The sequence below is a fragment of the Acinetobacter sp. ANC 4654 genome, from assembly GCF_002135425.1.
Taxonomy (GTDB): Bacteria; Pseudomonadota; Gammaproteobacteria; order Pseudomonadales; family Moraxellaceae; genus Acinetobacter; species Acinetobacter kyonggiensis.
Map to the genome: position 1 here is coordinate 1 of NZ_NEGL01000014.1, position 24,165 is coordinate 24,165.

At 33.2% G+C, this 24,165-nt stretch carries 23 protein-coding genes and 2 pseudogenes; 14 read left to right on the forward strand and 11 right to left on the reverse strand.

Annotation, left to right across the window (positions count from 1 at the left end):
- The first annotated feature begins 534 nt into the window (after positions 1 to 534).
- Entirely contained in the window at positions 535 to 1,488 is a 954-nt protein-coding gene (gene repM, locus B9T24_RS15740; protein WP_086166661.1) for a replication initiation protein RepM, read from the forward strand.
- 19 nt (positions 1,489 to 1,507) lie between these two features.
- Positions 1,508 to 2,092 (forward strand): plasmid replication DNA-binding protein, encoded by a 585-nt coding sequence (locus B9T24_RS15745; protein ID WP_086166662.1) that lies wholly within the window; start codon positions 1,508 to 1,510, stop codon positions 2,090 to 2,092.
- 10 nt (positions 2,093 to 2,102) lie between these two features.
- Here the strand turns inward: B9T24_RS15745 and B9T24_RS15750 are convergent, their stop codons facing one another.
- Entirely contained in the window at positions 2,103 to 2,432 is a 330-nt protein-coding gene (locus B9T24_RS15750) for a type II toxin-antitoxin system YafQ family toxin (RefSeq protein ID WP_086166663.1), read from the reverse strand.
- Positions 2,410 to 2,685 carry a type II toxin-antitoxin system RelB/DinJ family antitoxin gene (locus B9T24_RS15755; protein ID WP_086166664.1) on the reverse strand — a complete coding sequence of 92 codons (276 nt, stop codon included), beginning with the start codon at positions 2,683 to 2,685 and terminating at the stop codon, positions 2,410 to 2,412. Before B9T24_RS15755 ends, B9T24_RS15750 begins: the two co-directional genes overlap by 23 nt.
- A gap of 338 nt (positions 2,686 to 3,023) precedes the next feature.
- On the opposite strand from B9T24_RS15755, the gene dcm reads away from it, so the two are divergent.
- Positions 3,024 to 4,373 (forward strand): DNA (cytosine-5-)-methyltransferase, encoded by a 1,350-nt coding sequence (gene dcm, locus B9T24_RS15760; protein ID WP_086166665.1) that lies wholly within the window; start codon positions 3,024 to 3,026, stop codon positions 4,371 to 4,373.
- On the opposite strand, the gene B9T24_RS15765 is transcribed toward dcm, so the two are convergent.
- From B9T24_RS15765 to B9T24_RS15785, 5 genes are all read right to left on the reverse strand, one after another.
- Positions 4,370 to 5,035 (reverse strand): NgoBV family restriction endonuclease, encoded by a 666-nt coding sequence (locus B9T24_RS15765; RefSeq protein WP_086166666.1) that lies wholly within the window; start codon positions 5,033 to 5,035, stop codon positions 4,370 to 4,372. The genes dcm and B9T24_RS15765 overlap by 4 nt on opposite strands.
- A 194-nt stretch (positions 5,036 to 5,229) precedes the next feature.
- The gene (locus tag B9T24_RS15770; RefSeq protein WP_086166667.1) at positions 5,230 to 5,883 is read right to left on the reverse strand and encodes an NgoBV family restriction endonuclease; all 654 of its coding nucleotides are present in this window, start codon (positions 5,881 to 5,883) and stop codon (positions 5,230 to 5,232) included.
- 176 nt (positions 5,884 to 6,059) lie between these two features.
- Complete coding sequence (locus tag B9T24_RS15775) at positions 6,060 to 6,434, reverse strand: hypothetical protein (RefSeq protein ID WP_086166668.1); 375 nt, start codon at positions 6,432 to 6,434, stop codon at positions 6,060 to 6,062.
- Between the two features lie 54 nt (positions 6,435 to 6,488).
- Positions 6,489 to 7,238 carry a MobC family replication-relaxation protein gene (mobC, locus tag B9T24_RS15780; RefSeq protein WP_171264927.1) on the reverse strand — a complete coding sequence of 250 codons (750 nt, stop codon included), beginning with the start codon at positions 7,236 to 7,238 and terminating at the stop codon, positions 6,489 to 6,491.
- Positions 7,239 to 7,241: 3 nt separating this feature from the next.
- Complete coding sequence (locus B9T24_RS15785) at positions 7,242 to 8,648, reverse strand: type IV secretory system conjugative DNA transfer family protein (protein ID WP_171264928.1); 1,407 nt, start codon at positions 8,646 to 8,648, stop codon at positions 7,242 to 7,244.
- Positions 8,649 to 10,208: 1,560 nt separating this feature from the next.
- Here B9T24_RS15785 and repM (B9T24_RS15795) point away from each other — a divergent pair.
- The 9 genes and pseudogenes from repM (B9T24_RS15795) (at position 10,209) to B9T24_RS15835 (ending at position 17,957) form a co-directional block, all read left to right on the forward strand.
- Positions 10,209 to 11,150: a replication initiation protein RepM gene (repM, locus tag B9T24_RS15795; protein WP_416224366.1), complete on the forward strand. Its 942-nt coding sequence runs from the start codon at positions 10,209 to 10,211 to the stop codon at positions 11,148 to 11,150.
- A 63-nt stretch (positions 11,151 to 11,213) separates the two neighbouring features.
- Entirely contained in the window at positions 11,214 to 11,780 is a 567-nt protein-coding gene (locus tag B9T24_RS15800) for a plasmid replication DNA-binding protein (protein ID WP_086166671.1), read from the forward strand.
- 874 nt (positions 11,781 to 12,654) lie between these two features.
- Positions 12,655 to 12,978, forward strand: a pseudogene (locus B9T24_RS17245) (FRG domain-containing protein); the annotation flags it as partial.
- A gap of 624 nt (positions 12,979 to 13,602) precedes the next feature.
- On the forward strand, positions 13,603 to 13,827 hold the full coding sequence (locus tag B9T24_RS15810) for a DUF6500 family protein (protein WP_086166683.1): 225 nt from the start codon (positions 13,603 to 13,605) through the stop codon (positions 13,825 to 13,827).
- Between the two features lie 102 nt (positions 13,828 to 13,929).
- The gene (locus B9T24_RS15815) at positions 13,930 to 14,202 is read left to right on the forward strand and encodes a type II toxin-antitoxin system RelE/ParE family toxin (RefSeq protein ID WP_086166672.1); all 273 of its coding nucleotides are present in this window, start codon (positions 13,930 to 13,932) and stop codon (positions 14,200 to 14,202) included.
- Between the two features lies 1 nt (position 14,203).
- A complete protein-coding gene (locus B9T24_RS15820; RefSeq protein WP_086166673.1) occupies positions 14,204 to 14,494 on the forward strand; it encodes an addiction module antidote protein in 291 nt (96 codons plus the stop codon).
- A 168-nt stretch (positions 14,495 to 14,662) separates the two neighbouring features.
- Complete coding sequence (locus B9T24_RS15825) at positions 14,663 to 15,664, forward strand: helix-turn-helix domain-containing protein (RefSeq protein ID WP_086166674.1); 1,002 nt, start codon at positions 14,663 to 14,665, stop codon at positions 15,662 to 15,664.
- A gap of 141 nt (positions 15,665 to 15,805) precedes the next feature.
- Positions 15,806 to 16,987: a serine hydrolase domain-containing protein gene (locus B9T24_RS15830; protein ID WP_086166675.1), complete on the forward strand. Its 1,182-nt coding sequence runs from the start codon at positions 15,806 to 15,808 to the stop codon at positions 16,985 to 16,987.
- A gap of 103 nt (positions 16,988 to 17,090) precedes the next feature.
- A complete protein-coding gene (locus B9T24_RS15835; RefSeq protein WP_086166676.1) occupies positions 17,091 to 17,957 on the forward strand; it encodes a transporter in 867 nt (288 codons plus the stop codon).
- Between the two features lie 236 nt (positions 17,958 to 18,193).
- On the opposite strand, the pseudogene B9T24_RS17250 reads toward B9T24_RS15835, so the two are convergent.
- From B9T24_RS17250 to B9T24_RS15850, 3 genes and pseudogenes are all read right to left on the reverse strand, one after another.
- Positions 18,194 to 18,390 (reverse strand): annotated as a pseudogene (locus B9T24_RS17250) (hypothetical protein).
- Positions 18,391 to 18,561: 171 nt separating this feature from the next.
- Entirely contained in the window at positions 18,562 to 18,864 is a 303-nt protein-coding gene (locus B9T24_RS15845; protein ID WP_086166677.1) for a helix-turn-helix domain-containing protein, read from the reverse strand.
- A gap of 1 nt (position 18,865) precedes the next feature.
- Positions 18,866 to 19,213, reverse strand: coding sequence for a type II toxin-antitoxin system RelE/ParE family toxin (locus B9T24_RS15850; RefSeq protein WP_086166678.1), 348 nt, complete (start codon positions 19,211 to 19,213; stop codon positions 18,866 to 18,868).
- 161 nt (positions 19,214 to 19,374) lie between these two features.
- Here B9T24_RS15850 and B9T24_RS15855 point away from each other — a divergent pair, with 161 nt between their 5' ends.
- Both B9T24_RS15855 and B9T24_RS15860 read left to right on the forward strand, forming a co-directional pair.
- A complete protein-coding gene (locus B9T24_RS15855; protein WP_086166679.1) occupies positions 19,375 to 20,319 on the forward strand; it encodes a hypothetical protein in 945 nt (314 codons plus the stop codon).
- A gap of 691 nt (positions 20,320 to 21,010) precedes the next feature.
- The gene (locus B9T24_RS15860) at positions 21,011 to 22,366 is read left to right on the forward strand and encodes a hypothetical protein (protein ID WP_086166680.1); all 1,356 of its coding nucleotides are present in this window, start codon (positions 21,011 to 21,013) and stop codon (positions 22,364 to 22,366) included.
- Positions 22,367 to 22,516: 150 nt separating this feature from the next.
- Here the strand turns inward: B9T24_RS15860 and B9T24_RS15865 are convergent, their stop codons facing one another.
- Positions 22,517 to 22,708, reverse strand: coding sequence for a hypothetical protein (locus B9T24_RS15865; protein WP_171264929.1), 192 nt, complete (start codon positions 22,706 to 22,708; stop codon positions 22,517 to 22,519).
- Positions 22,709 to 24,165 lie beyond the last annotated feature (1,457 nt).

Consider the following 24,165-nt stretch of genomic DNA (forward strand, 5'->3'; position numbering starts at 1 on the left):
GTGTCTACGAGCTAACACAACTAAAATTCGGCTTTGTTTGTCCCTGATTACAAGCTTCCTTATGATTTTAAAACTTAAGTACAGAGCATCCCGAATGGGTGCGAACTAATGTAATTTGACGCTAGACGAGCGAAGCGAGCATAAAAACTTATGAGCGAAGCGAATTCCGAGTTGCTTTTGCTTTTTTAAAGTCACAACGAGATTAGCCAAAAAATTGCCCCTACGAACTGAGCTTTAGCGAAGTTCAATAGAGTTTGAGCGTAGCGAAAACATAGGGCAATTTTTCATGCTCTGGGCTTTTAATTATTTTTAATGCTTTTAAATGCTTTTAGACAGGCTGAAAGCCTTATTATGAAGGAGTTTCAAGACCTATTAAGCTAGGTTTAAGGGGTCATAAAACTAGGTTTAAGGGGTCATAAAACTAGGTTTAAGGGGTCATAAAACTAGGTTTAAGGGGTATTTGAATAGATTATATGTTGACTATTTAAAATAGTCAGTCTATAACCTAGTTAAATAAATTAAAAAGCTGGTTAAATGAGCAATAATAAATTAGTCGTTAAAGATAATGCCTTAATAGATGCTTCTTTTAATCTTTCATTAATAGAACAGCGTCTTATGCTTTTAGCTATTGTTGAGGCTAGAGAAATCCATGATCTAACACCAAATACTGCAATAGAAATTGCGGTGAGTGACTATGTTCATCAATTTAAGGTAGAAAGTAACAATAGTTATAGCTTAATCAAAGATGCTGCTAGAACATTAAAAAGACGAGAATTCAGCTATTTAGATAGATATAAAGGAAAAGAAGCATATACCACTGCAAATTGGGTGAATAAAGTTACTTATGTCGATACAAGTGGTTTAATTGTTTTATATCTAAGCAATGAAGTTATCAGTTTAATTAGCCGACTAAGTGAACAATTTACTAAGTACCATTTGGAACAAGTATCTGATTTTAAAAGCAAATATAGCATAAGATTATATGAGTTATTAATCAAATGGTTAAGTACCGGAAAAACTGAAAAGTATAATATTGATGATATTAGAGCTAAGTTAGGTGTAGGAGTAAATGAATACGCCACAATGTCTAATTTTAAAACTAATGTACTTGAAAAAGCTATTTTAGATATAAATAAAAATACAGATATAACAGTTAGTTATGATCAATTTAAAAAAGGTCGTATTATTACTGATCTTCAATTTAAACTTAAGCAGAAATCAACATTAAAAGCTATTCCAGTCTTAAATAATAACGTATCAAGTCAACAAAACTTCTATAAAATGAGCGATTCTCAAATCAATATGTTTGGCAATCAATTAGCGGAACTTCATGATTTAAGTCATTTGGCGGTAGGTAATGAAAACTATGAAGCCCTTGCATCTCGAATTAAAGAGATGTTGAGAGATCCAGAGAAGCAAAAACTGTTTTTACCTCATTTAAAAAATCTAGGATTTAATCCTAAAATAAATAATTCAAACTCAATTTAATGTCTTATTTGGCGTAATTATGGCAAAGCTAACAATTAGTAAAATGGCAAACCTTTATGGACTTTCTCGTGGTGCTTTATATGACAAAGTATCTAAAGGAATACTATCAGCCACGCTCAATGAACAAGGTCAAAAAGTCATTGATATGGTTGATATGATTGTTCTATATGGTGAAGCTAAAACTGATAAAGCTGTTCAAATTGAACAGCAGCCGACAGTTCAAAATAGTTCAATTCAAACAGGATTAGACAGCATTGAACTGTACAAAAAAATGTTAGAAATGTCTGAAAATGCTCGACTTAAAGCAGAACAAAGAGAAGATAGACTTTTCAATGAAATTAGTAGTTTAAGAGAAGAAATAAAAGAATTAAAACTTATTTTAGGTTATACACCCAACACCAAAAAAGAAAATATTGAACAACAACCGACAGTTCAAAACAGCTCAATTGAACAGCAAGACTATACAGAATTAAACAGTAAAAAAGACAGTTCAAACAGTGTCAAAACACAAAATAAACAAAGTAATATTCAAATAAATAAAATAATAGAAGAAGAACCTGAAAAACGAGGATTCTGGAGTAGATTCTTCTTACCAAATGGCTAGTTTTTGGGGGTTAGAATAATTCGCTGTGTGTTCCTACTCGGACAAAAACAATCATATCGAACTTAGACAGGGATTCAATGCGATAGATCAATAGAAAATCGCCACCAACATGCAATTCACGACAGTTTTCCCATTGATTACCATTTAAGACATGGTCTAACCATTCTGCCCCTAAAGGTTCATCATTGGCGATTAAAAGCATCATGACTTCCTTCAGTTTACCCATGTCATAGCGACCACTGCGAGAAAGCCGTTGCCAATCTGCTAAAAACTCTTTGGTGTAGTCCGATGATCGAGGTAAAACGGCACGTTTAGATTTAGCTGTTTTTTTCGAGGTCATTAAACAAGTCTTCTACAGTTTCAAAACGGGCTTTTTTAGCTTGGATCAGTTCATCTGCTTCATTCATAGCAGCAACAGTCTGTGCATTCGGTACGCGAACCTCAAAAGGGATTGCTTGTTCTGCAACAACACGGGTTAAAAAGATTCGTACAGCGTCAGAAACAGACATACCCATTGATTTTAAAGCTTGCTGCGCTTGAAGCTTGGTATCATCATCAATTCTAACGTGCAGCATTGAGGTTTGAGAAGTCATATCTTCACCTTAATGTTATGTAACTCAATTGAGTTACAATATAGCATATTTTTAGCTTAAGAGCGTTACTGTACTGAACTCTCATTTTTAAAGTGAGCTAATTAAAACTGTGGAACATTGATCAAATAATAAGCGTGGAACGTGAATAATCATTTAAAAAGCCCAATCGGTGAGGATTGGGCTTTTTGATATACGATAAAGCTATGATTTATATGAAATAAAGGAAAGCATTTCGTATAAGGTGTATTATGTTAATTTTAGATAAAGTTAAAAAGTAGTGGAACCTCTTAGAATTAATTGATACCATTACCAATTAAGTAAAACCTGATGTTGTAAATATGCAGTCTATTAAATTTATCGACTTATTCGCAGGCATGGGCGGATTCCGATTAGGCTTTGAACAAGCTGTGTTAGAACAGAAAAAACACCCAATTTGTGTTTTTAGTTCAGAAATCAAGCCTTATGCAATCCAAGTCTATAAAGATAACTATAACGATGAGGATGTAGCTGGAGACATCACTCAAATTGATAGCTCAGAAATTCCTGATTTTGATGTATTACTTGCAGGTTTCCCATGCCAAGCATTTAGTAATGCTGGAAAACGGCAAGGTTTTCTTGATACGAGAGGAACTATGTTCTTTGAAGTTGAAAGAATACTTAAAGAAAAAAAGCCTAGAGGATTTATCCTTGAAAATGTTGAAGGTTTAGTAAAACACGATCTGTTAAATAAGACTGATGAAATGGGACAAACCCTTACTATCATTCTACAATCACTTAGAAACCTTGGATATTTCGTCTCTTGGAAAGTATTTGATGCTAGTTATTTTGGTGTTCCTCAAGCAAGAAAACGTATTTACATTACTGGAACCCTTGATTCAGCTGTAAGTCTAGAGAGTTTCATACCTCAAATTAATACATTAGATACAGTGCTAGAAAAAGGAAAACTACTGTTACAAGGAAAACTAATTGATTTGCTATTAAGTCATTATTCAATTGAAGACTTATATGGAAAATCAGTCAAAGATAAACGTGGTGGTTCTAATAACATTCATAGTTGGGATATTGAGCTAAAAGGTTCAGTATCAAAAGATCAAAGAGAACTTCTTGGTAAAGTTATGCGTGCTCGAAGAAATAAAAAATGGGCAGAATTAAAAGGTATCCAATGGATGGATGGCATGCCTTTAACACTTGATGAGATCAAAACATTCTATGAGCATCCTAACCTTCAAGAAATGTTGGATGATCTCTGTCAAAAGAAATACTTGAAATTAGAACATCCTAAAGATGTAGTGACATATTTCGATGACCAAGGCATTAAAAAGCAAAAACGTGAGTATAGAGAAGATGTAGAAAAGGGCTACAATATTGTGGCTGGTAAGTTAAGCTATGAGATTAATAAGGTTTTAAACCCTAAATCTATAGCACCAACTCTTGTAGCTACAGATTTAGATCGAATTGTTGTACCTGACGGGAATGGTCTAAGATTACTAACAGAGATTGAACAAAAACGCCTATTTGGATTCCCTGATAATTACATTTTAAATGTAAAGCCTAAAGAAGTATTTGATCTTTTTGGTAATACAGTTGCTGTTCCTGTTGTCAAAGCCGTAGCGACAAGACTGCTAGAAACGTTTCCAAATCATATTAATAATGATTTGGAAAAAAATCATCAACTAGAACTAATTTAATTTTCTGTATTTTTGTCATATCTGGTTCTGTTAAATGAAGGGGATTCATTTAAGTATTCTTCTTCCGTTGAGAAGAGTGCCTCTATGAATTCATCTTTAGAAAGAAATGATTGATATCTACCACGAGTTGAGTAAAACGCTGAAGGGCGAATGTTATAAATAACTTGTCTTTTCATTTGCGTTTTCAAAGGCCATCTTTCAGATGGACAAGTTATTTCCCATATTTTTTTCAAAAAAATATCATGAATACTTAATTCACCACGATTCATTTTATATGCAAAAATTAAATAGTCTGCATCCAATCTAAATGGATTCTCAGCAACTGATGCGCAATATGACTGAAAATTAGCAATGTCGAAATTAGCAGAAGCATTGGCATCATAAGTTTTTACTTCTAATAGTGATTCCACTCGATCATTATCGTTCCAAACATAATAATCAGGAAATTCTTGACTACTTCCATCTTTCTTAGGGTTTCTAATATTAAAATTATTTTGTTCAGCCCAACAGCCAAACCATTCTTCTATTAATCCACCGATACCATCTTTCCCTTCAATTTGAAGAGAAATATTCCCTAATTGAAATTTAGTACTACCAACTAAAGTGTGTTTAACTGACTGTAGTTCATTAAAAATTTCAGATGCTTCTTCATGATATAACATATTGATATTTATCTAAAATAAAAGTAATAGGAATCTTACAACAAAATATAGATATTAAATCAAATAATTAAAAATCTTTAAGATTAAACCTATAAGATTGCTAACAGAGATTAAATAAAAAATTCACCATCCCTGATAGCTACCTTAATCTGATAATTAATAAAAAATAGTATAACTACCTAGCATTCATCTAATTACAGAACCTGTCCTGTTTTTAATAAATACTCTTGCTCAACTGTTGTAAACCAGTTCGGATACGTCTGAGGACGAAATTTAGTTAGAGCTTGATCTAAGGCAATAACAAAATCCCTTCTATTTGTAAAAAAGGTCATTCCTGCTCTACTAGACCTCCAATTCTTAGGTCTAATATTTGTGACAACACCATCTTTAACTTGTAAGTTGAGAATATTTTTAGCAGATGGCCCTGTCATCTCCCAAATTTTTTTCACCCAAAAATTAGTAATTGTTACTACACCACCAGAGGCTAAACTATATTCAACAATAATATGATCAGTATCCAATCGTTCAGGTTCTGTTAAAAGACTACGGATATAAGTGTTAAAATTTGCCAAATCGAAATTTGGAGCAGCTGTACCATCAAATGATTTAAATTCTAGATCTTTCCCATTCGCTAAAATAAAATCTGGCCATTTTTGACGATTGGCAGGACGATTCCATCCAATATTATTTGCTGTCATCCAATTACCAAACCAATCTTCTAATAAACCACCTATTACATCTTTATTTGAGATTTCAACATTTACACCTAAAAAGGTAAAAGCAAATGTGACTGATGAACCGATAAGACCTTGTCTCTGCAATAAGGGAACAATTTGTGTATGTAACATTAAATCTATACGCTCTCTTTAAATTAAGCATACGATTAGACAGTTATTTAATAGAAATTTAAATAACGTTATTTAACATAAAATCTCTTATACGAAATTCAGTTGTAAGCCCCAAATAGAAATGTCCGCAAGAACTATTGCGGACGGCCTTATATAAATTAAGCATTCAAATCATATTATTGAAGAGCATTGAGATTAAACTTCACGTTGTAATCAATCACAGTTGTAAAAATTTTGAGGAAGTTACGAGCATTTATTAGTGCTGTTTTATCGTCATTATTTACACCTGTTTCCCCAGTCTCATTATCCAAAATCGCTTGTTCTGTTGCTTGAATAATTTCATCTTTATAAAGAATCATATTTTTCAAATCATCAAAACTACCAACTTTCCCATTACTGTAAAAACTTAAGTGATGGCTAAATGCATCAACGATGAAACCCTGACAAATAAAACTAAAATCATGGCTAATACCATTTTCAGCTTCAAACTTTTGCTTTTCAGTTAATACAGGTGTTTTTTCAGCAACTAATTTTTTTAATAAACTCAACATTATTTTCCTCCTTAATGTTTATTTCAATCTTCTCGTACAAAGCTATAGGAAACTTTAAAATTCCTTTGCTCTAACATCCCATTCCTCATATGAAATGAAATAAAAACGCTCTAATAAACCTGTAGGTGTTGGGATCACTTGTCCTTTAAAAATGATTTTCTCAATTCGATGAAATAGCCTTTCCATTCGCGGAGTTAACTGTTCAGGACACACATAAATCACTTCATCAATGACACCCATTGAAATCATTTCGGCATAGTTAGCCAAAATATCGACATAACGTTTAGGCGTTTTAGCTGACCGTTCTAACTCAACAGCAATTTTTCGCCCTTTCGGAGATCGTGCAACTGCATCTGGCACCTGAACCCATGTTGAACGGCTCTCATTGGCTTTTTTTAGCATCCTAGAGCTACTTTCCCATTGCTCCCACTCAAACCTTAATGCAACCACCTTAACGCGCTGTAACGCTAAACTATGCGCAATGGTGACTGGTTTTATACGTCCGACCTCGAAGAATTTTAGATCCTCATCTAAATCACTGGCCAGCAATGCTCCTGTAGGTGTTAAACCCCAAATTTTGAGGTTCCAAGCACTCAATTCAAAATCAACGGTATGTGCCTTAATGAGTTCATTTTTTTCTAGTTTGAGTAAGATTCTCTGCACCCCATTCGGTGTCATGTCTAAAAGCAACGCCAATACAGCAGAGGTACTGAAACGCTCTTCCAATAGAAACGATAGAATCTTGCTTTGCTTCTCTGCCCTAATTCGATCTCGTTCTACTTTGGAGTTAATTAAATTCGACAAAATTCACCCCAATTTTTCAAAAATTAAAAGGGAGGTTTGGTCTAAATTTTCACAAGTAATAGGCTGTTCACAGCCTTTCACTGTCTTGGCTTCAACTGTTTTTTCAACTTCAATTGGGCAAATCGTAGAGATTTGAGCTACCCCATTTCCAAACAACACCCCTGTACCACGAGGAAGGGATAGCATCATATTGAGATCAATCAGATTTCTCTCAGTTTGCCTAATCTGCTTTTCGCCTGTTACTCGATCAGTCAAACTCAATGTTTTTTCAATATTTCGGGATTCATCATCAACTAAAACTTCACCTGAAAATTCTGCAAAATATTGAGCCGTTTCATTATCAACAGCACGATACGTAAATTTCAGAGGACAGTTCGCTACAACAGAACCAGCAAATGCTTGAGCATCCATATTGTCAGGAACATTAATCAAATCTTTAATACTTTGATGCGCAAGAATGAAATGCAGACCTTTATCTCTAATAACTTTGAGTGCATCACCAAAGATTTTAGAAATTTGAAAAGATAGTTCATCAAGAATTACACAAACTTGTTTTGGAGTTTCTAAGGTATTATCTCTTTCACTCGCAATTTGCACGATTCGAGCAAGTAACATCCTTTGAATTGTAATGTGTTTAGGATCCTCCCAATCCCCTGCAACATAGATGACGTATCCCTGATCCATTGCATCTTTTAGAGAAATTCCTTCACGCGCATTAACAGATTCAACTTCAGCAAGCTCCTGTAAAGCATCAGCAAAACCATCTGCTTCATTTTTTCGGAAGTATTCATCGTATGTATCGCTGATTTCTTTCAGAGTCATACCATTCTGATAATTTTTTCCAACAAACCGCGCCATTTTTCTGCTTTTGGCACGATAATAATCAGCAGCATCTCCACGTTCATCTAAAAGGAGTCCAACGATCAATAAATTAATAATTTGATTACTGGTCATTCCATTAAAAAGATTTAACTGAGCTGAACTCCTACGAAGGTCCACAAAGAAGTAAGGTATATTTGATACTTGAGCTGCTTTATAACAAATATGCGGAAGCCACTCATCCCCACCTTGTTTAGGATCAAAAATAATAGTTGCTTCACGTTTTAGGATTGCTTGGAAAGCCAATAACCCTAGTAAAACACTTTTACCAAAACCCGATGCACCTGTAATTTGCGTATGAAGTAGCTTTTTCATACAGAAATAAATTGGATTTCCTTTCGTATCTAAACCAAAAAACCATTTTTCAGGAAAAAAAAACTTTTGAGGATCATATTGAAGAACTGATTTGAAATTACTTTGGATATCTCTAATATCAGTTTTTAAATCTCGTTGTGTACCTGCTTTTTGAGTACTAATTTTTAATAATTTTTCAAAATTTGGTATCAATAGTCGATCCATATATACAGACATTACAAAGCCACTTATGCTAAAAACCATAGACTTCCACAGATCATCACTACTAACTTTTCCAAGTAAATAAGCAATAACCCATAAAATTAGAAAGACACTTAAACAAAAAAAAATGAGTATGAAGAAAGCTTTAAAACGAATGCTTTTTCTCTTACGCTGGATTTCAAGCTTAATGAAATAAAGGCGAGTATCCCTATGGTAAGAGCCAATAAATAATGAAATTTATTTGCGAAAAAACTAGCTATAAAAAATGCTATATCCGAAGAAAAAATTAAAATTGTAAAAGCTACAGCCACTAAGAACCAAAACCGCATATCTACTCATCTCAAATAAAATATCAAAGTACCATTGCATATTTTTAGTTACTTTTTCAAGGTAAAAAAACAAATATAAATTATTGATTTTATTAAAACTATTTCAATTTTCGGTCAATGTTTTATAATATGATTTTCCATTTGTACTTGATTTAAAAAAATAATATTTCATAGTTCTGAAACGTAAAATTCTGAAAAAAATATATCCAACTGAACAAAAAATAATCATTTTTTAAGTTTCATTCCTAAATCTGCTACGTGGTTGCCCCGAAGGGGGGCGAACGAAAGTGAAGCATCCTCGAAGCCCCAGCGGAGAGGACAAGGGGGGAGCCACAAAAGGGAAAAAATGGAAGCGAAGCGCACCCATTTTTTAAGGCGTCCCAACGCCTGACCTGAAGTGGGGGGCTAGCCCATCCCCGTCGAAACGCAGTGCACGACCACCCTCTTACTGTTAAAAAAGTCCGTTGAGTTCATTGCGTAGCAAATGAAGCTCAATACTTTTCAGTAAGGGGGTGGTCGTGCGCGACAGCGCACCGACGGGGACTCCGTAAGAGGTAAAAACGCCCTAGCGTTTTAGCAAATCCGTCCCGAACCCTTTCGGGCTGAAAACAAGCGATAGCGCAGGTTTCAGAGGATAGCGTAGCGGTTGCGTTACCGTGAATTTAAGACACCTTTCGGCACGTCTCCTCGGCACTACGTTTCGACTAATTAAGAGTTCCTAAATAACATGCCGATAGGCCATTCCCAAAGATCTTCTTTATTGACTTTAGATATTCTCTTATTAAGCGAGTGTCTACGAGCTAACACAACTAAAATTCGGCTTTGTTTGTCCCTGATTACAAGCTTCCTTATGATTTTAAAACTTAAGTACAGAGCATCCCGAATGGGTGCGAACTAATGTAATTTGACGCTAGACGAGCGAAGCGAGCATAAAAACTTATGAGCGAAGCGAATTCCGAGTTGCTTTTGCTTTTTTAAAGTCACAACGAGATTAGCCAAAAAATTGCCCCTACGAACTGAGCTTTAGCGAAGTTCAATAGAGTTTGAGCGTAGCGAAAACATAGGGCAATTCTTAAAATCGGCTTTTTAATTATTTTTAAATCTTTTAAATCTTTTAAATCCAATGTATGCATTATATATCAAAGGTTTCAACGTTTAACTATGACGGATTGACTACTAACTATGACGGATTGACTACTAACTATGACGGATTGACTACTTAACTATGACGGATTGACTACTAACTATGACAGGTATATATTTGTCATATATTAGAAAAAATAACGGTTCCATTTTGGATAAGAATCAAGTTGTAAAATCAAATCAAGTTATTGAAGCATCATATCAATTAAGTGCTGTAGAACAACGTATCGTCTTAGCAGCAATTTCACGTATTCCAAAGAGCCAACCCATCACAGATGATGAGTTATATCCTGTAAGTGTTAATGAATTACAACTCTTAGGAGTACATGAGAAAACAGCATACAGAGATTTAAAAGAAGGAATTAATAGACTTTATGAAAGGTCAATTAACCTTAGTGTCGATGATAAATCTATCAAAATGAGATGGGTACAAGAGATTCAGTTTTTAGATAGTCAAAGTGTCATTGGCATTCGTTTTTCAAAACCAATCCTGCCTTTCATATCTAATTTAAGCAGAGAGTTTACTAAATATGCTCTATCCGACATCGCTGGAATCAACAGTGGATATGGTATCCGTATCTACGAGCTATTGGTGCAATATAGACAAATTGGTAAACGTGAAATCTCTGTTGAGAGTTTAAGGACAATGCTAGAACTCGGTAAAAAATACCCACTATTTGCCGACTTCAAGAAACGAGTAATTGATACTGCTGTCGATCAAATAAATGAATATAGCCCTTTAAAAGTAACTTATGAACAGAAAAAGACAGGCCGTAAAGTTACTCACATTCTATTTTTTTTTAAAGAGAAGGTTAAAAGTGTTAGTTATCAGAGTACAGATATACCAAAGGAGTTTTATAAGCTAACAGATGCTCAAATCAATATGTTTGGAAATCAACTATCTCGTCTGCATGAACTTTCTCACTTAGCACTTGAAGGCGAAAGTTATGAAATATTAGCCTCCAAAATTAAAGACATGTTGAGAGATAAAAAACAACAAAAGCAACTTTTACCTTATTTAAAAAACTTAGGCTTTAAACCTTGAGTCTATTAGAAAATACAATTACTGTATTCTCCAATACGTATCATAAATACAAAGCAATACACTATGAAAACAAGTACAAAATACAGTGTTAGTGATGCAGCAACACTGTATAAAAAATCTAGAGCTACACTTTACAAAGATATAAAAAATGGAGTGTTAAGTCGTGACTATGATGGTTCTATCGACTTTTCGGAATTACTTCGTGTCTATGGTGAGCCTTTTAGCGAAAAATACTCGAAACGTATTAATACGTCTCCAATACAAAATACAAATACACATGAATACAGTGATAATACAGTTGTAGAACTCAAGAATCAGATCGATTTTTTAAAGAAACAATTAGAAAAAGCAGAAGATAGAGAAAGTAAAGCAAATGCTCGTATCGATACGCTACTTACACTCATTGAGATGAAGCCCCCACAAACCAATATAACTACGTTTACCGATCAAGAACCGGTACAACCCAGTATGGGCAAAGTAGATTCCAAACTGGACACACCAGAACCGAAACATGACGGATTGACTACTGATAGCCAAAAAGAAAGTAAGTGCATTCCAGTACCGGAGCATGTCGAGCCTGAACCACCGAAAAGGGGCTTTTTGAGCCGGTTTTTCTTGCCGAATGGTTAAGCTGTGCTACTTAAAGATTTGGGAGATTGATTAAAGAATAGGCGTGGAACGTGAACAATCTATAAAAAAAACCAATCTGGTGAGATTGGGTTTTTTGAACTAAGATAAAGCTATGATTTAAAACAAATTAAAAGACTGATTTCGCATAAGCTGTATTATGTTAATTTTAGAAAAACTTAAATTTATGAAAAGTTGATTGGTTAAATTTTTCGTTACTTAATTGATTTCATGATATAAAAATCTCAAATAAACAATTTTTTAGTTTCCTGAGATTATATTTTAAATGAGCTATTTTCACATATTACAAGTCAGTACTGGTATTCAAATCGAATCAGTTGGGGACGAATATCAAATTAATATCCCCACTAGTCGATTTTTAGAATATACAAATGAAGATATTCGAATTTTCTTTAAAATAATATCTGAAGAAAAGTTAAACCTGCTTAAGGAATATCCTGCTTTAATTACCATTGAAAGATTTGAAAAAGAAATTACTCTAGCTCAAATTAAAAGTATTATATATCAGCAACCTGAACAGAATATAGTCATTAATTTTACAAAATTAGAATCTATACCAATCATGCTTAAAGAGGATATTGAGTTTACTGACGAGGATACAAGAGAAACTAAAAAAGAAAAATATAAGAATTTCGATTCAAATCTAAATAGTATTAAGGAAGCTTTAAAGTTTGAAGGATTAGAAGAATACAGAAACCATTGGTCATTAAAAACAGGTGATATATTTGATATATCAAGTAAAAATTCAAACTTCAACTCTTTTAATAATCCAAGTTATATAGAATTATTTCCTAATTATAAGTCCCCACTACCACAGTTTATTGAACTGCAAGCAACTGTATCAGTCGGCCATGAGATGCAGGTAACGTTAGACACTCAAGAAGCTTGTAAACAACCTGTCTCGACTGTGGATGAATACATTAAATGTATTAGCTTAATTAATTCAAACGCATTAGAAGACCAAGAGTTATTCTTTAGAGGTCATAGTGATGCAGACAGATATTTTCTACAACCAAGCCTATTCAGACAATATAAAGATAAAGGTTTAATTTATCTGAACTCTGAACGAAATTCATTTATGGATCTACTGACAACTGAACCAAAATCATTTGGTAATGAAAGTAGATGTTTTGATATTCTTACCCACATGCAACATTATTCATTCCCAACTCGACTTCTAGATATCTCTAGTAATCCTTTAGCTGCTCTATATTTTGCTTGTGAAATTAAAAAAGATGATAAAGGAAATGAGATAGATATTGATGGAGAAGTTATTATATTTTCTATAAAAAAATCTGAAATAAAGTATTTTGATTCAGATTCTGTTTCTTGTTTAACGAATCTTGCAAAGCTAACAGAGGAACAAAAAGATAATATACGTGATCTTATCAGTACAAAAAAAGACATCTTGGATAACGGTGATTATGATACAGATGTTACCTACTCAAGATATATTCATTATATTAGACAAGAAAAGCCATATTTTGAACCGAAAGTTCAAGTAGAAGATATCGAAAAAGTAATCTGTGTAAAAGGAAGATTAACTCAAGATAGAATTATTGCTCAAGCTGGGTCTTTTCTAATCTTTGGCTTAGATGGTAAGTTGCCTGAAGAAGGAAATGATATATTTAAAATTGAACGAATCAAGATTAAATCTGCATTCAAAAGAAATTTACTTAACGAATTAGATTTATTAAAAGTAAATCTTCGTACTATTTATCCAAGTCTAGAAAATACATCAAAATATTTAAAAGAGAAATTGGAAAGACAAGCCGATTCTTCCGAAATATTCGAGCAGCATAGTCTGAGACAAGAATTAAAAGAATTATTTATTCATCAGTGTGATGAAAAAATTAATAACGAAGGAAGTGAGGTAGATTTATCTTTTTATGCTTTTTTTAACAATAAGAATGATAATCCAGAACTACTAATGGAAGCTGCTAATTGGTGGATAATGAAACATAAATTAGATCATTTTGAAAAAGCAACTAAGATCAAAGAGCTAATTTTAAATGAGTCTAAGCCGTGATTTAACATAATGGAGGTTATACGAAATTAATGAATGTCCGTATAGATTACTTGCATATTGTATTCGATCGAATACAATATAGTGAGAAGAGAAGGAATCCTCATGATTGAAATTAAACGTCTGACTGAATTTGATGAATGGTTGGATGGCATTAAAGACAATATGACCCGTATCCGATTGAATCGCCGATTAGATAAGGTTCAACGTGGAAACTGGGGAGACATTAAACCTCTCCAAGATGGCGTTTGGGAAATGAGAGAATTCTTCGGTGCTGGATGGAGAATGTATTACATCCAACATGGTGACGGAGATAAATCGACTCAGCAACAAGACATTGATCGTGCAGTCAAACTATCGAAAACATTGGAGGATTAAAATGGTTAAAGTCGCTGATTTACCAAGTTTTGATATGGCTGAGTCACTCAAAACTGAAGAAGATATCGTGATGTATCTCAATATGGTTCTTGAAGATAATGATCCAGCTGAATTAGCTCATGCCCTTGGTGTCATTGCTAAAGCTAGAGGTATGACCCAAATTGCTAAAGAAGCTGGCATTGGCCGTGAAGCTCTCTACAAAGCACTTCGTCATGACTCAGCACCTCGTTTTGATACGATCAATCGTGTAGTGAATGCTTTAGGCTTAAAACTTACAGTTCAAAATTCTTAAATTTTTAAAATAATCTGTAAAAATTGGAGCTTAACGCTCCATTTTTGATTTCGCATCAGGTGTATTATGTTAATTTTAGATATATTAATTAATTAAGAATAATATGTAGAATAATAGTCTACATATAATGTAAAAGAGTTGTGCTTTTCATAACATGGAGTTGTTGTGATGTTAGAAGATAGTTTACTTCAAAATTTTCGAGGAGAGCCGATTCCTCAAAGGCATAAAAATATATCTACTGATTGGGATGAAATCAAGAGCTGGTCTGATAAAGTTTATCTACCATATAATGCACGACCAGAAGGTAAAGGACTAATTCCAGATTCAAGTATGCACTCAGTATCTGTAGCAGACATGATTGTGACACGTTTCAAGTATGGTATTCCTGTTTCTCTTGATAAATGGGATCAGGATAAAGGTAATATTGTTTTACTTACCACAATAGCAGGACAAGGTAAGCATGCAATTGATTCAAAAAATTGGCAAACAACAAGAATTGGTGAATCTTTTATTGTAGATTGCAGTCGTACTGATGATTATGCTGTATCTTTTGATCCACAACATTTGCAACTAAACTTAACTATTCCCCATGATGTTATCGCTCGCTTAGTAATCGAAAATTATGGACATGAAGCTCCGATTGAAATGTGGCAGTTGAAAACTTTTTTCGGAGGTAAGCACTCAAGTTGGTTAGCATTACTTACATATCTAAGTAAAAGTATTGCAGAAATACCATTATCTCAATTAAAAAATAAAGCTGGGGAACATTTACAACAAATGATTGGCTTGCATATTCTCAATGAGTGGTCAAGTAGAGCAAATATAGATTTAAGTCAAAATACCTTAATAACTCCAAAATATATAGAACGTGCTGAACAATATATGCGTGAAAATTTACGTATGAGTCCAACACTTTCAGATATATCACAAACTGTTGGCATCAGTATTCGAAGCTTATCAAATGGTTTTAATAAATATAAGCAGTGTAGTCCAGCTAAAGCAATACGTGATATGCGTATGACATTAGTCAGACAGGAATTACTCAAAGCATTACCAGGACAAACAGTCACAGAAATTGCTATTGCGTGTGGCTATCTTAATTTAGGGGATTTTGCCCGCAACTATTATCAAAAATATGGTGAATTACCATCACAAACTTTAAAAAAATAAATCCATACTACATAATAATTGCTATTTTTCGATAGGAATTACTTGTTTACGGTAGAGCTGTAGGAATACTTCTTTCTAGACTAAAGATGTTGTCAGTTGACATCTTCTAGTAATAACTCAAATGGAATGGAGTGTTTCATAATGAAACAACAATTACAGCAAATCCTTAATCCTATATTGGATCAGGTTGTAAAAGGTAGTCGCCCAGTTGCAGGTGTCGTAGCTGGTGTAACCAATAAAGATGAAACTTTGTATTTAAATCATGCAGGGAAGCGCGATATTTCTACACAGACTCCAATCACAGACGATAGTGTATTCGCAATTTTTTCAACAACGAAAGCAATCACAACAACAGTTGCTTTACAACAGTATGAAAAGGGTTTGCTTGATCTGGATGCTCCTGCCAAAGAATATCTGCCTGAAATTGGCAACCTGCAAGTACTTCATGGTTTTGATTCGCAAGGTCAACCGATCCTTAAAAACCCAGAAGTAGATGTGACCACCCGAATGTTGTTATTGCACACAGCTGGAATGGGGTACGATTTTTTTAATCATGATTATCAGAAGCTCACTTCTGAACATGGTTATCCAAGCATTATTACTGCATCAAAAGCGTCCTTAAAAACACCTTTACTGTTTGAACCAGGTACACAATGGGAATATGGCTCAAATATTGATTGGGCTGGATTGGTCACAGAAGCAGTCGGTGGGAAGCGTTTAGGGCAATTAATGCAGGAACAAATTTTTCAACCTTTGGGTATGAATGATACTGCCTTTACATTAACTCCCTCTATGCAAGAACATCGTGTAACGATGCATCATCGACAAGCAGATGGAAGTCTAATTGCTGATACAGATTTTATTTTACCGCAAGATCCTGAAGTGCATATGGGAGGACATGGACTTTACTCAACGGTTAGCGACTATCTAAAATTTATTCGTCTTTGGTTAAACCGTGGCGAGGTAAATGGTCAACGTTTACTTCAAGAAAGTACCATTGAATTAGCACTCAATAATGGACTTGCAGATATTGCGATAAAAAATTTACCAGGTGTAATTCCAGCTTTATCGAATGATGTAAATCTTTATCCTGAGGCTAAAAAGGCTTGGACACTTGGATTTATGATAAATGAAGAAGCGACTGCGTCAGGTCGTCCTGCTGGAACAATTGGTTGGTGTGGTTTAGCAAATTTATATTATTGGATTGATATCAAAAATAATATTGGTGGCTATTGGGCAACCCAAACGCTTCCCTTCATGGATTCAACTGCATATAACGGATTTCTGGCATTTGAAAAAGCCGTAAATACTCTTAATCACTAAATATCATATACTTACCCTAAAACTAGTTTTAGAGAAGATGAGCTATAAAATTTTATTAAGTTAGTCACATCGTTATTACGGTGTTAGACAAGGAATACATCTGATGAAAAAAATACGTGCTTTAGCTACAAGCATTTTAGGACTTTTTTGTCTCCAAAATACATATGCTGTAGATCTTGATGCGGGAGATTATGATTACGCACCTAATGGAACTAATTTAGCTATGCTTTATTATCAGCATGCATCCAGAGATTCATTATATACAGGCAGTGATAAAGTATCAGATCAGGTTGAATTAAAATCGGATATAGGTATTGCTCGTTATGTACATTACATGGATGTTGCTGGTTTACATATTGCTCCACAAATCCTAATTCCATTTGGTCGCTTAGATGCAGGTAAAGATATTTCAGCACTAGGAAGCAATAGTGGATTAGGCGATATTATTCTAGCAAATACTTTTTTTGTTTATCACGATCAAGAGACTAAATCTACATTTGGTATCACACCTTATTTATATTTACCTACAGGGAAATATTCAAAAGATGAAGGATTAAACATAGGTGAGAATCGAGTGAAGTTTACGCTACAAGGGGCTTATACAACAAAGCTAACCGATCGTATAAGCTGGGATACAGCTGGTGATTTTACTCTTTATGGCAAAAATGATGATATAGCTGGTGGAGGTGACCTAAAGCAGGATTTAGGCTTCCAACTACAAACAAATGGACGCTATCGTTTAAATGAAATTGCTGATTTACGTGCAGGCCTGTCTTATAGTGATGTTGGTGATACCAAGCAAAATGGTGTGACCACTGATTCAACCAAGCAAAGTAAATTTTGGGTAGGAACAGGTCTTTCTCCAACACCAACGACACAAGTCATTTTGAATTATGGTCGTGATCTTAAAGTTAAAAATGGCTTTAAAGAAGATAATCGTATCAACCTAAGATTTATGAAAGTATTTTAATATTTAAAAATGGATACTAGCCCAAACCTAGTATCCATTTTGTTAAATCAAGATATCTTCAAAGAAAAGTTTATCGATTTTTCAACAAGTAGGTAAAATTACAAAACTGGAATCACTAGCCCAGCTAGTGACTTTAATACACATTCTAGACGCACATCCAAACTTGATCTAAAAAATAAATGCAATATAAAAAATCCAACTTTCGGGGGGGGGAATCAGGATGTTGGGCATTTTTATTATTCGAGGTACAGTTGATATTCGTCTGTAGTGATCTTAATTTTTAGATTCTGATACTTTCGATTAGTTGCACTAAGAGCGGAATTAGTAATTTCTACATAGAACTAGCATCATTCATTAAATGATAAAATAGCTTATATCCTATCAATAATTTACTGCATTTTTTACCTTCATCGGCTTTGTTGCACAAACATATAAGTAGTTGATTTTAATAAACTTAAATTTAGACTAAAAATAAATAAAACTCTTTTAAATCATATGGTTAAAAAATCCTTATGCAACAAAGCCATCTAAAACTGTATTTAACATAAAGTCTCTTATGCGAAATCACACACAAAAATGGGAGCTTAAAGCTCCCATTTTATTGTTAAATATTGAATCCTATATGCTTTCCTGTTGGAAGCTCTACATCAATGCGGAGTTTTCCTCCCATCGCTTCAACATACTTTTTCATGGTTGAAATTTTCAGATCATTCCCACGATTTTCAATGGCTGAAAGAGAAGGTTGTTTAATACCAAGGGTTTCAGCCAATTCTTTTTGAGAAATCTCTAATTCTTCACGAATCAAGTAAAGCTGATTTTCTAGCAACAGCTCATCAGCCATTTGTTGAATACGAGCTTGGCTCTCAGGAGAGCGACTAGCCAATAATTCTTGTAGGGTCTTAGCCATTTCATTGATCTCCTAAAGTTGAGAGATGAAGTGCATATTGCTCATCTGCAATTGCTAGCATCTCTGTATAAAAACGCTTTTTATTACTCTTATCACCAATACACAGCACAATTGCTTGTCGTAGTGGATCAAATGCAAAAAATGCCCTTAACGGTTTACCTCGATGCTGAACACGCAGTTCCTTCATATTGGTAAATTTAGAGTCGTAGACTGTATCTACTAAGGGACGACCTAAACTTGGTCCTTGCTGTTGCAGAATAACCAGTGCAGCTAAGACTTTCTCTTGTGTTGATTCATCTTGCTGTTCAAACCATCCGTTAAACAGATCCGTTGTAATGACTGTCCACATATTACAACCATAATATAGATTATAGTCTATATTTTATATTAATTAATAATGGAAAACAATTTTGAGTATTAAATGAACGACATGACTTGGCGTAGTATTTTGATTTTTAAATAAAAAGATTCTAAATCATGATAGATTTGATTTTATTTTGAGCAAAATTTATGAATTCTTTATATTCCTCTTTCAAGCTTGATTATACAAATCCGGAATGTGACTTTTTAAATATAAATTTAGATGAAGATACTCCTTTATTCGTAGATGCTTATGCTATGTCACGATCATCTAATGCACATATGAAATTAGGTCATGAAACTCTAAGGTTTTTTATGTCAGAAACATTAGTTGGATTAAAAAACTATATTCAAGATCCAACAGCTATCAATAGTTTATGGGAACCAAAATGTTTTTCAGAACCAAAAGGTACAGGTATCGGTTTAGCTAAAAATGGACATAAAGGTCGAGGAAGCCATGACGTTAAATGTCAGCAAATCACCACTGCCTTAAGAAATTCTAAGGCTGTAGAAACAGGTGATTTAGAAGATCTTGAAGAACTTCTTTTGGTTATTGAAGGCATTGGATCAGATACAATATCTGATATTACTCTTAATATTTCTAAGAAGCATTTCATTGAATATACACAAGAAAAATGTAAAAAACTTAATATTCCAGTAAGCCAAACGAAAGAAAAAATTAGATATTTTTGTAGTGTAGATAAAACGTGGAAAAGTGATAAGTTTGATCTTCCCCATTTGGAAGTAGGTTTAGAAAAAATATTAAGTTATCTAATTTTTATTCCGAATGAAATTTTAGAAAAAAATATGGCATATGGCTGTAACTACTTTTACACGAATGTCGCTACACCTGTTTATGTGGATCAGAATCTTGCAGCAGGATCATCTTTCATTTATTCACTTAAAAATGGAACTAAGAGAGTAAATAAAAAAGAAATGCGTAAAGATGATAAGTACAAAGGTGGGAAAAAACGTATGGACAACTTTATTTCTGATAATCCTAAGTCTCTTAAGGAATACAGAAAAACTGTAGCAGATAAGCGATACAAAAAAAATCAAGATAAGAAAAATCCTAAAAAGGATGATTCAGAATGATACTTAAATAAAAAAGCCCAACATCCTGTTGGGCTTTTTTACATATTTGGTGCTTAGGTCTGACTCCTGTCGTACCTCACGATCCTTATGCAGATTTATTTTTATTATTGTCGGAGCATCCTGCTCTCTATGTGCCCATGATAGAAAATTAGCCGGGGATGGTCTAGCCGTTAAGGTCCTGAATTGGTGTGAGCAAATACGTACAAAACAGGTTAAAAATGATCCCGATGTTATCCGCAGAAATTGTGGATTATTTCGGTTGTGTGACAGTTGATAAAATTAAAAAAACTGAAAATACGATCAAATATTGATCTGTTTTATAGGCAAAAACTATCATTTTTGATCAAGAAAAAGCCGACATGTTTCTATATCGGCTTTTTAGCGATTTTGGGTTTTTATGTTTTAGTCTAATCGGTTGATCTTACAGAATTATTTCAATTGGGTTTCGTATAACCTCCATTATGTTAAATGGATGGCTATTTAGTGGAAAATTCCAGTTTTTAAATTTCAAATAAGAGATTTTATGTTAAATAGATCAATGGTAACTCACTAACTTAGTTACTTTCCTTTGTGCAGAATAACGTTGAACATAGGATGGCTGATTGATAAGCGCGTGTGGTAACTCACTTATGGACTTTGCCATCTTTTTTTTCAACTGAATTTCTTATCCATGATTCGGATTAAATAATTTATGTCAAACTCCTATAAACCAGATTTCATGCTAATTAAACTTAATAATGATTTTTCTGAACTTCCTACTGAAGGAATTCAGAATAGATTTCTTTTGGGTGTTTTTTTTCACGAATGGATACACTATTTTCATAATGTATCGACAAATTTTGGAATGTCAGCATTTACATCGACTGCTTCACTTTGGCTCTACTTTCATAATGTGAATAAAAATGGAAAAACATTAGAACATTTAGAATATAAAGATAGCATTAAAATGTTTAATTCACTTTTATCTCATTCAAGAGAACAAGTAAATTCTAAGCAAGTTAGAGCTCTTATTAATAAAAATAAATTTGAAGATTTAGAGATAATAAAAGTTAATTTAAAAAAAGTGAAAATATCAGAAGAAAGTTATCTTCATTCATTGGTTTGTGATATTAAATTAAAAAATAAAACCGAATGCATAGGATCTGTAGAGATAAGACCTATTGAAATTTTCGAAAATTTAGCCTATTTATTAGAGAAAAAATTGGTTGAATCTTTACAAAAAAATGATAATAGTCAAAGTAAATTCGATACTTTTGACGCACCTATAATAATACCTTATAGAATGGTTGAATTACTTTTAAATTATTATATACAAGATCTAAGTGAAGATGATTGTATACGAATAATGCTTGTATCATTACAAGCAATGGATTCTATAGAGTTGTTAATTGAAATAATTAAAATAGTTAAATGCTGTAAAGAAAATAATAAAAGTATAGAAAAATGTTTAATAGAAACTTCAGAAAAAATATTGAAAGATAATAATTTAATTAAACGATTAGAGGAAGTAGAAGAATGGATAAATGAAAAATTTCCAGTAAATGATGTAATAGGAAAGGCAATTAAATCACTTTTCAAAATAATTAAAAAAAACCTTATACTTAGGTACAAAAATCCATTTATAGAGTTTGATATAATAAAATTACTTGAAGAAAAATTAAAAAATTTTGATGAAATTTTAAAGGAATATAGTTGCTGTGCATTATTAATTCCATTGTCATATGCTTCTATTAAGGATGAATTGGTTAAAAGTCAACTTGTGGTAATAGGGTTGTCAGAGTATTTAGAAGATTGGCAACAATTTCATGCAGCATTTCACTTTATAGGTCTACATATAGAGAGTGATAAAGATGGTGGTTTTAAAGATACTAACGAATTAAAGAATAGCTGTTGTCCTTTTTTCAATGTATGTGCTGAAGAGCCGAAGCAAAAAAATATAAGTCTATGTCAAAATACACCGTGGAAAAATTATAATGCTGATAATCCAACTGTTGATGTATGTTGGTATGCTAATGGTGTACGTCAAACTATTTATTGTCCAGATTAGACTAGACATTACTAGGATTGTCGGAGATCCCTTTTTGGCGTTTTGTATTAAGAATATCTAAAATTAACATAATACACCTTATGCGAAATGCCCAGATTAAGAGCATTTCTAACATTCATTTTACATAAATTCTATTATACGCAGCCCAGGTTAATCCTGAGTTTTTTGTTCAATCTGTTCATTGGAACCAAACATGCCAGAATTCGTGATCCGAATATTATCCTGACAGCTTTCACAGAGCATCAGCCCTGCAAATTTTTGAACATTTTCCATTGATTCACATAAGCTACATGGCCTAGGAAAAGAAACAATGTTGGCTGAATCGACAATAAAGTTGCTCATAATTAAAAATTCCTATTGAGAACTCACATTTTCAAATAAATTTCATGGGCTTAATGTTAAAAATTGATAATTTTGAGAACTTTTGTCGAAAATAATTTGAGAACTCATCTATTTTTTTATTTTTCAATAATTTGAATGGTATTTATCTTCATAAATGAGAACTATGGTGAGTTCTCACTATAATTTTTTAAAAACATACATTTATTAAAAATATGACCGTTTTTTGAGAACTCATTTCTGGAGCACATAAATAGCCAATTCACTTGCCAGTTTTTGTATCCACACGACTGGTAAAAGTGACAAAATTTTTATCCATTTACTATGAAAATATTGTGATACCACTTAAGATATTGATAATTAATATTAAAATAGCTAATGTTGATATCATTCCAACAATACAAGTGATACCAATAAAACTATTTATTAAACAATAGCTTAATGTGTAAAAAGTGCCTTTTGTTGGTATCATGAGCGGTATCATTGAATTTAAATATAAACCAATAACTTAACTACTTTTCTTTCTATTTTTTGGTATCAGATTCTTCACCATAATTAATCGTCTGTAACCCTTATAAATCGTGGATTTTGAGCTTTTATCTTTAGCTGCGTGGTGTGTGAAAAAAATCTTGCCGATATGTATCGGCTTTTAGCCCCGTTCATTGACTAAATTGACATAAAGTTAGTGCTTGGTTTTTTTGAATCAAGTTAGAGTATTTTGTTTCTCAAAAAGAGAAACGTGTAAGCGTGCATTCTGATCTGCTGACCAGAATTGAAGATTTCCATATTTTGGAAAACCGATGAAATCTAGATCGCCATAATTCCTCTTTAAATGCGTTTTAAGCCATATTTGATGAAAAGACATGGAATTATAGGGAAATATGGAAAACAGCGTAAAAAACGCAAATGAGAGCGAATGAAGCCTATTTCCATTTAAATGATAAGAACAGAACGAGTGTCTACGAGTAACAAGCATCAATTCAAATTTTTGTCGCTCTTTCCTTGATTACAATGCGGTATTTAATGATTCACCTTTATTTTAGAGCTTTGCGATTCGGAATCTTGGTTTTATGAACGAGCATAGCGAGCAAAAAGCTTTATGAGCGTAGCGAATCCATTCCTGTTTTTGATTTTGCTTTTTCAATATTTGAGTCACATCTGGTATTTACTTAAAAATTGCCCCTTCGAACTGAGCGTAAGCGAAGTTCAATAGAGTTTGAGCATAGCGAAAACATAGGGCAATTCTTAAAATCGGCTTTTTAATTATTTTTAAATCTTTTAAATCTTTTAAATCCAATGTATGCATTATATATCAAAGGTTTCAACGTTTAACTATGACGGATTGACTACTAACTATGACGGATTGACTACTAACTATGACGGATTGACTACTTAACTATGACGGATTGACTACTAACTATGACAGGTATATATTTGTCATATATTAGAAAAAATAACGG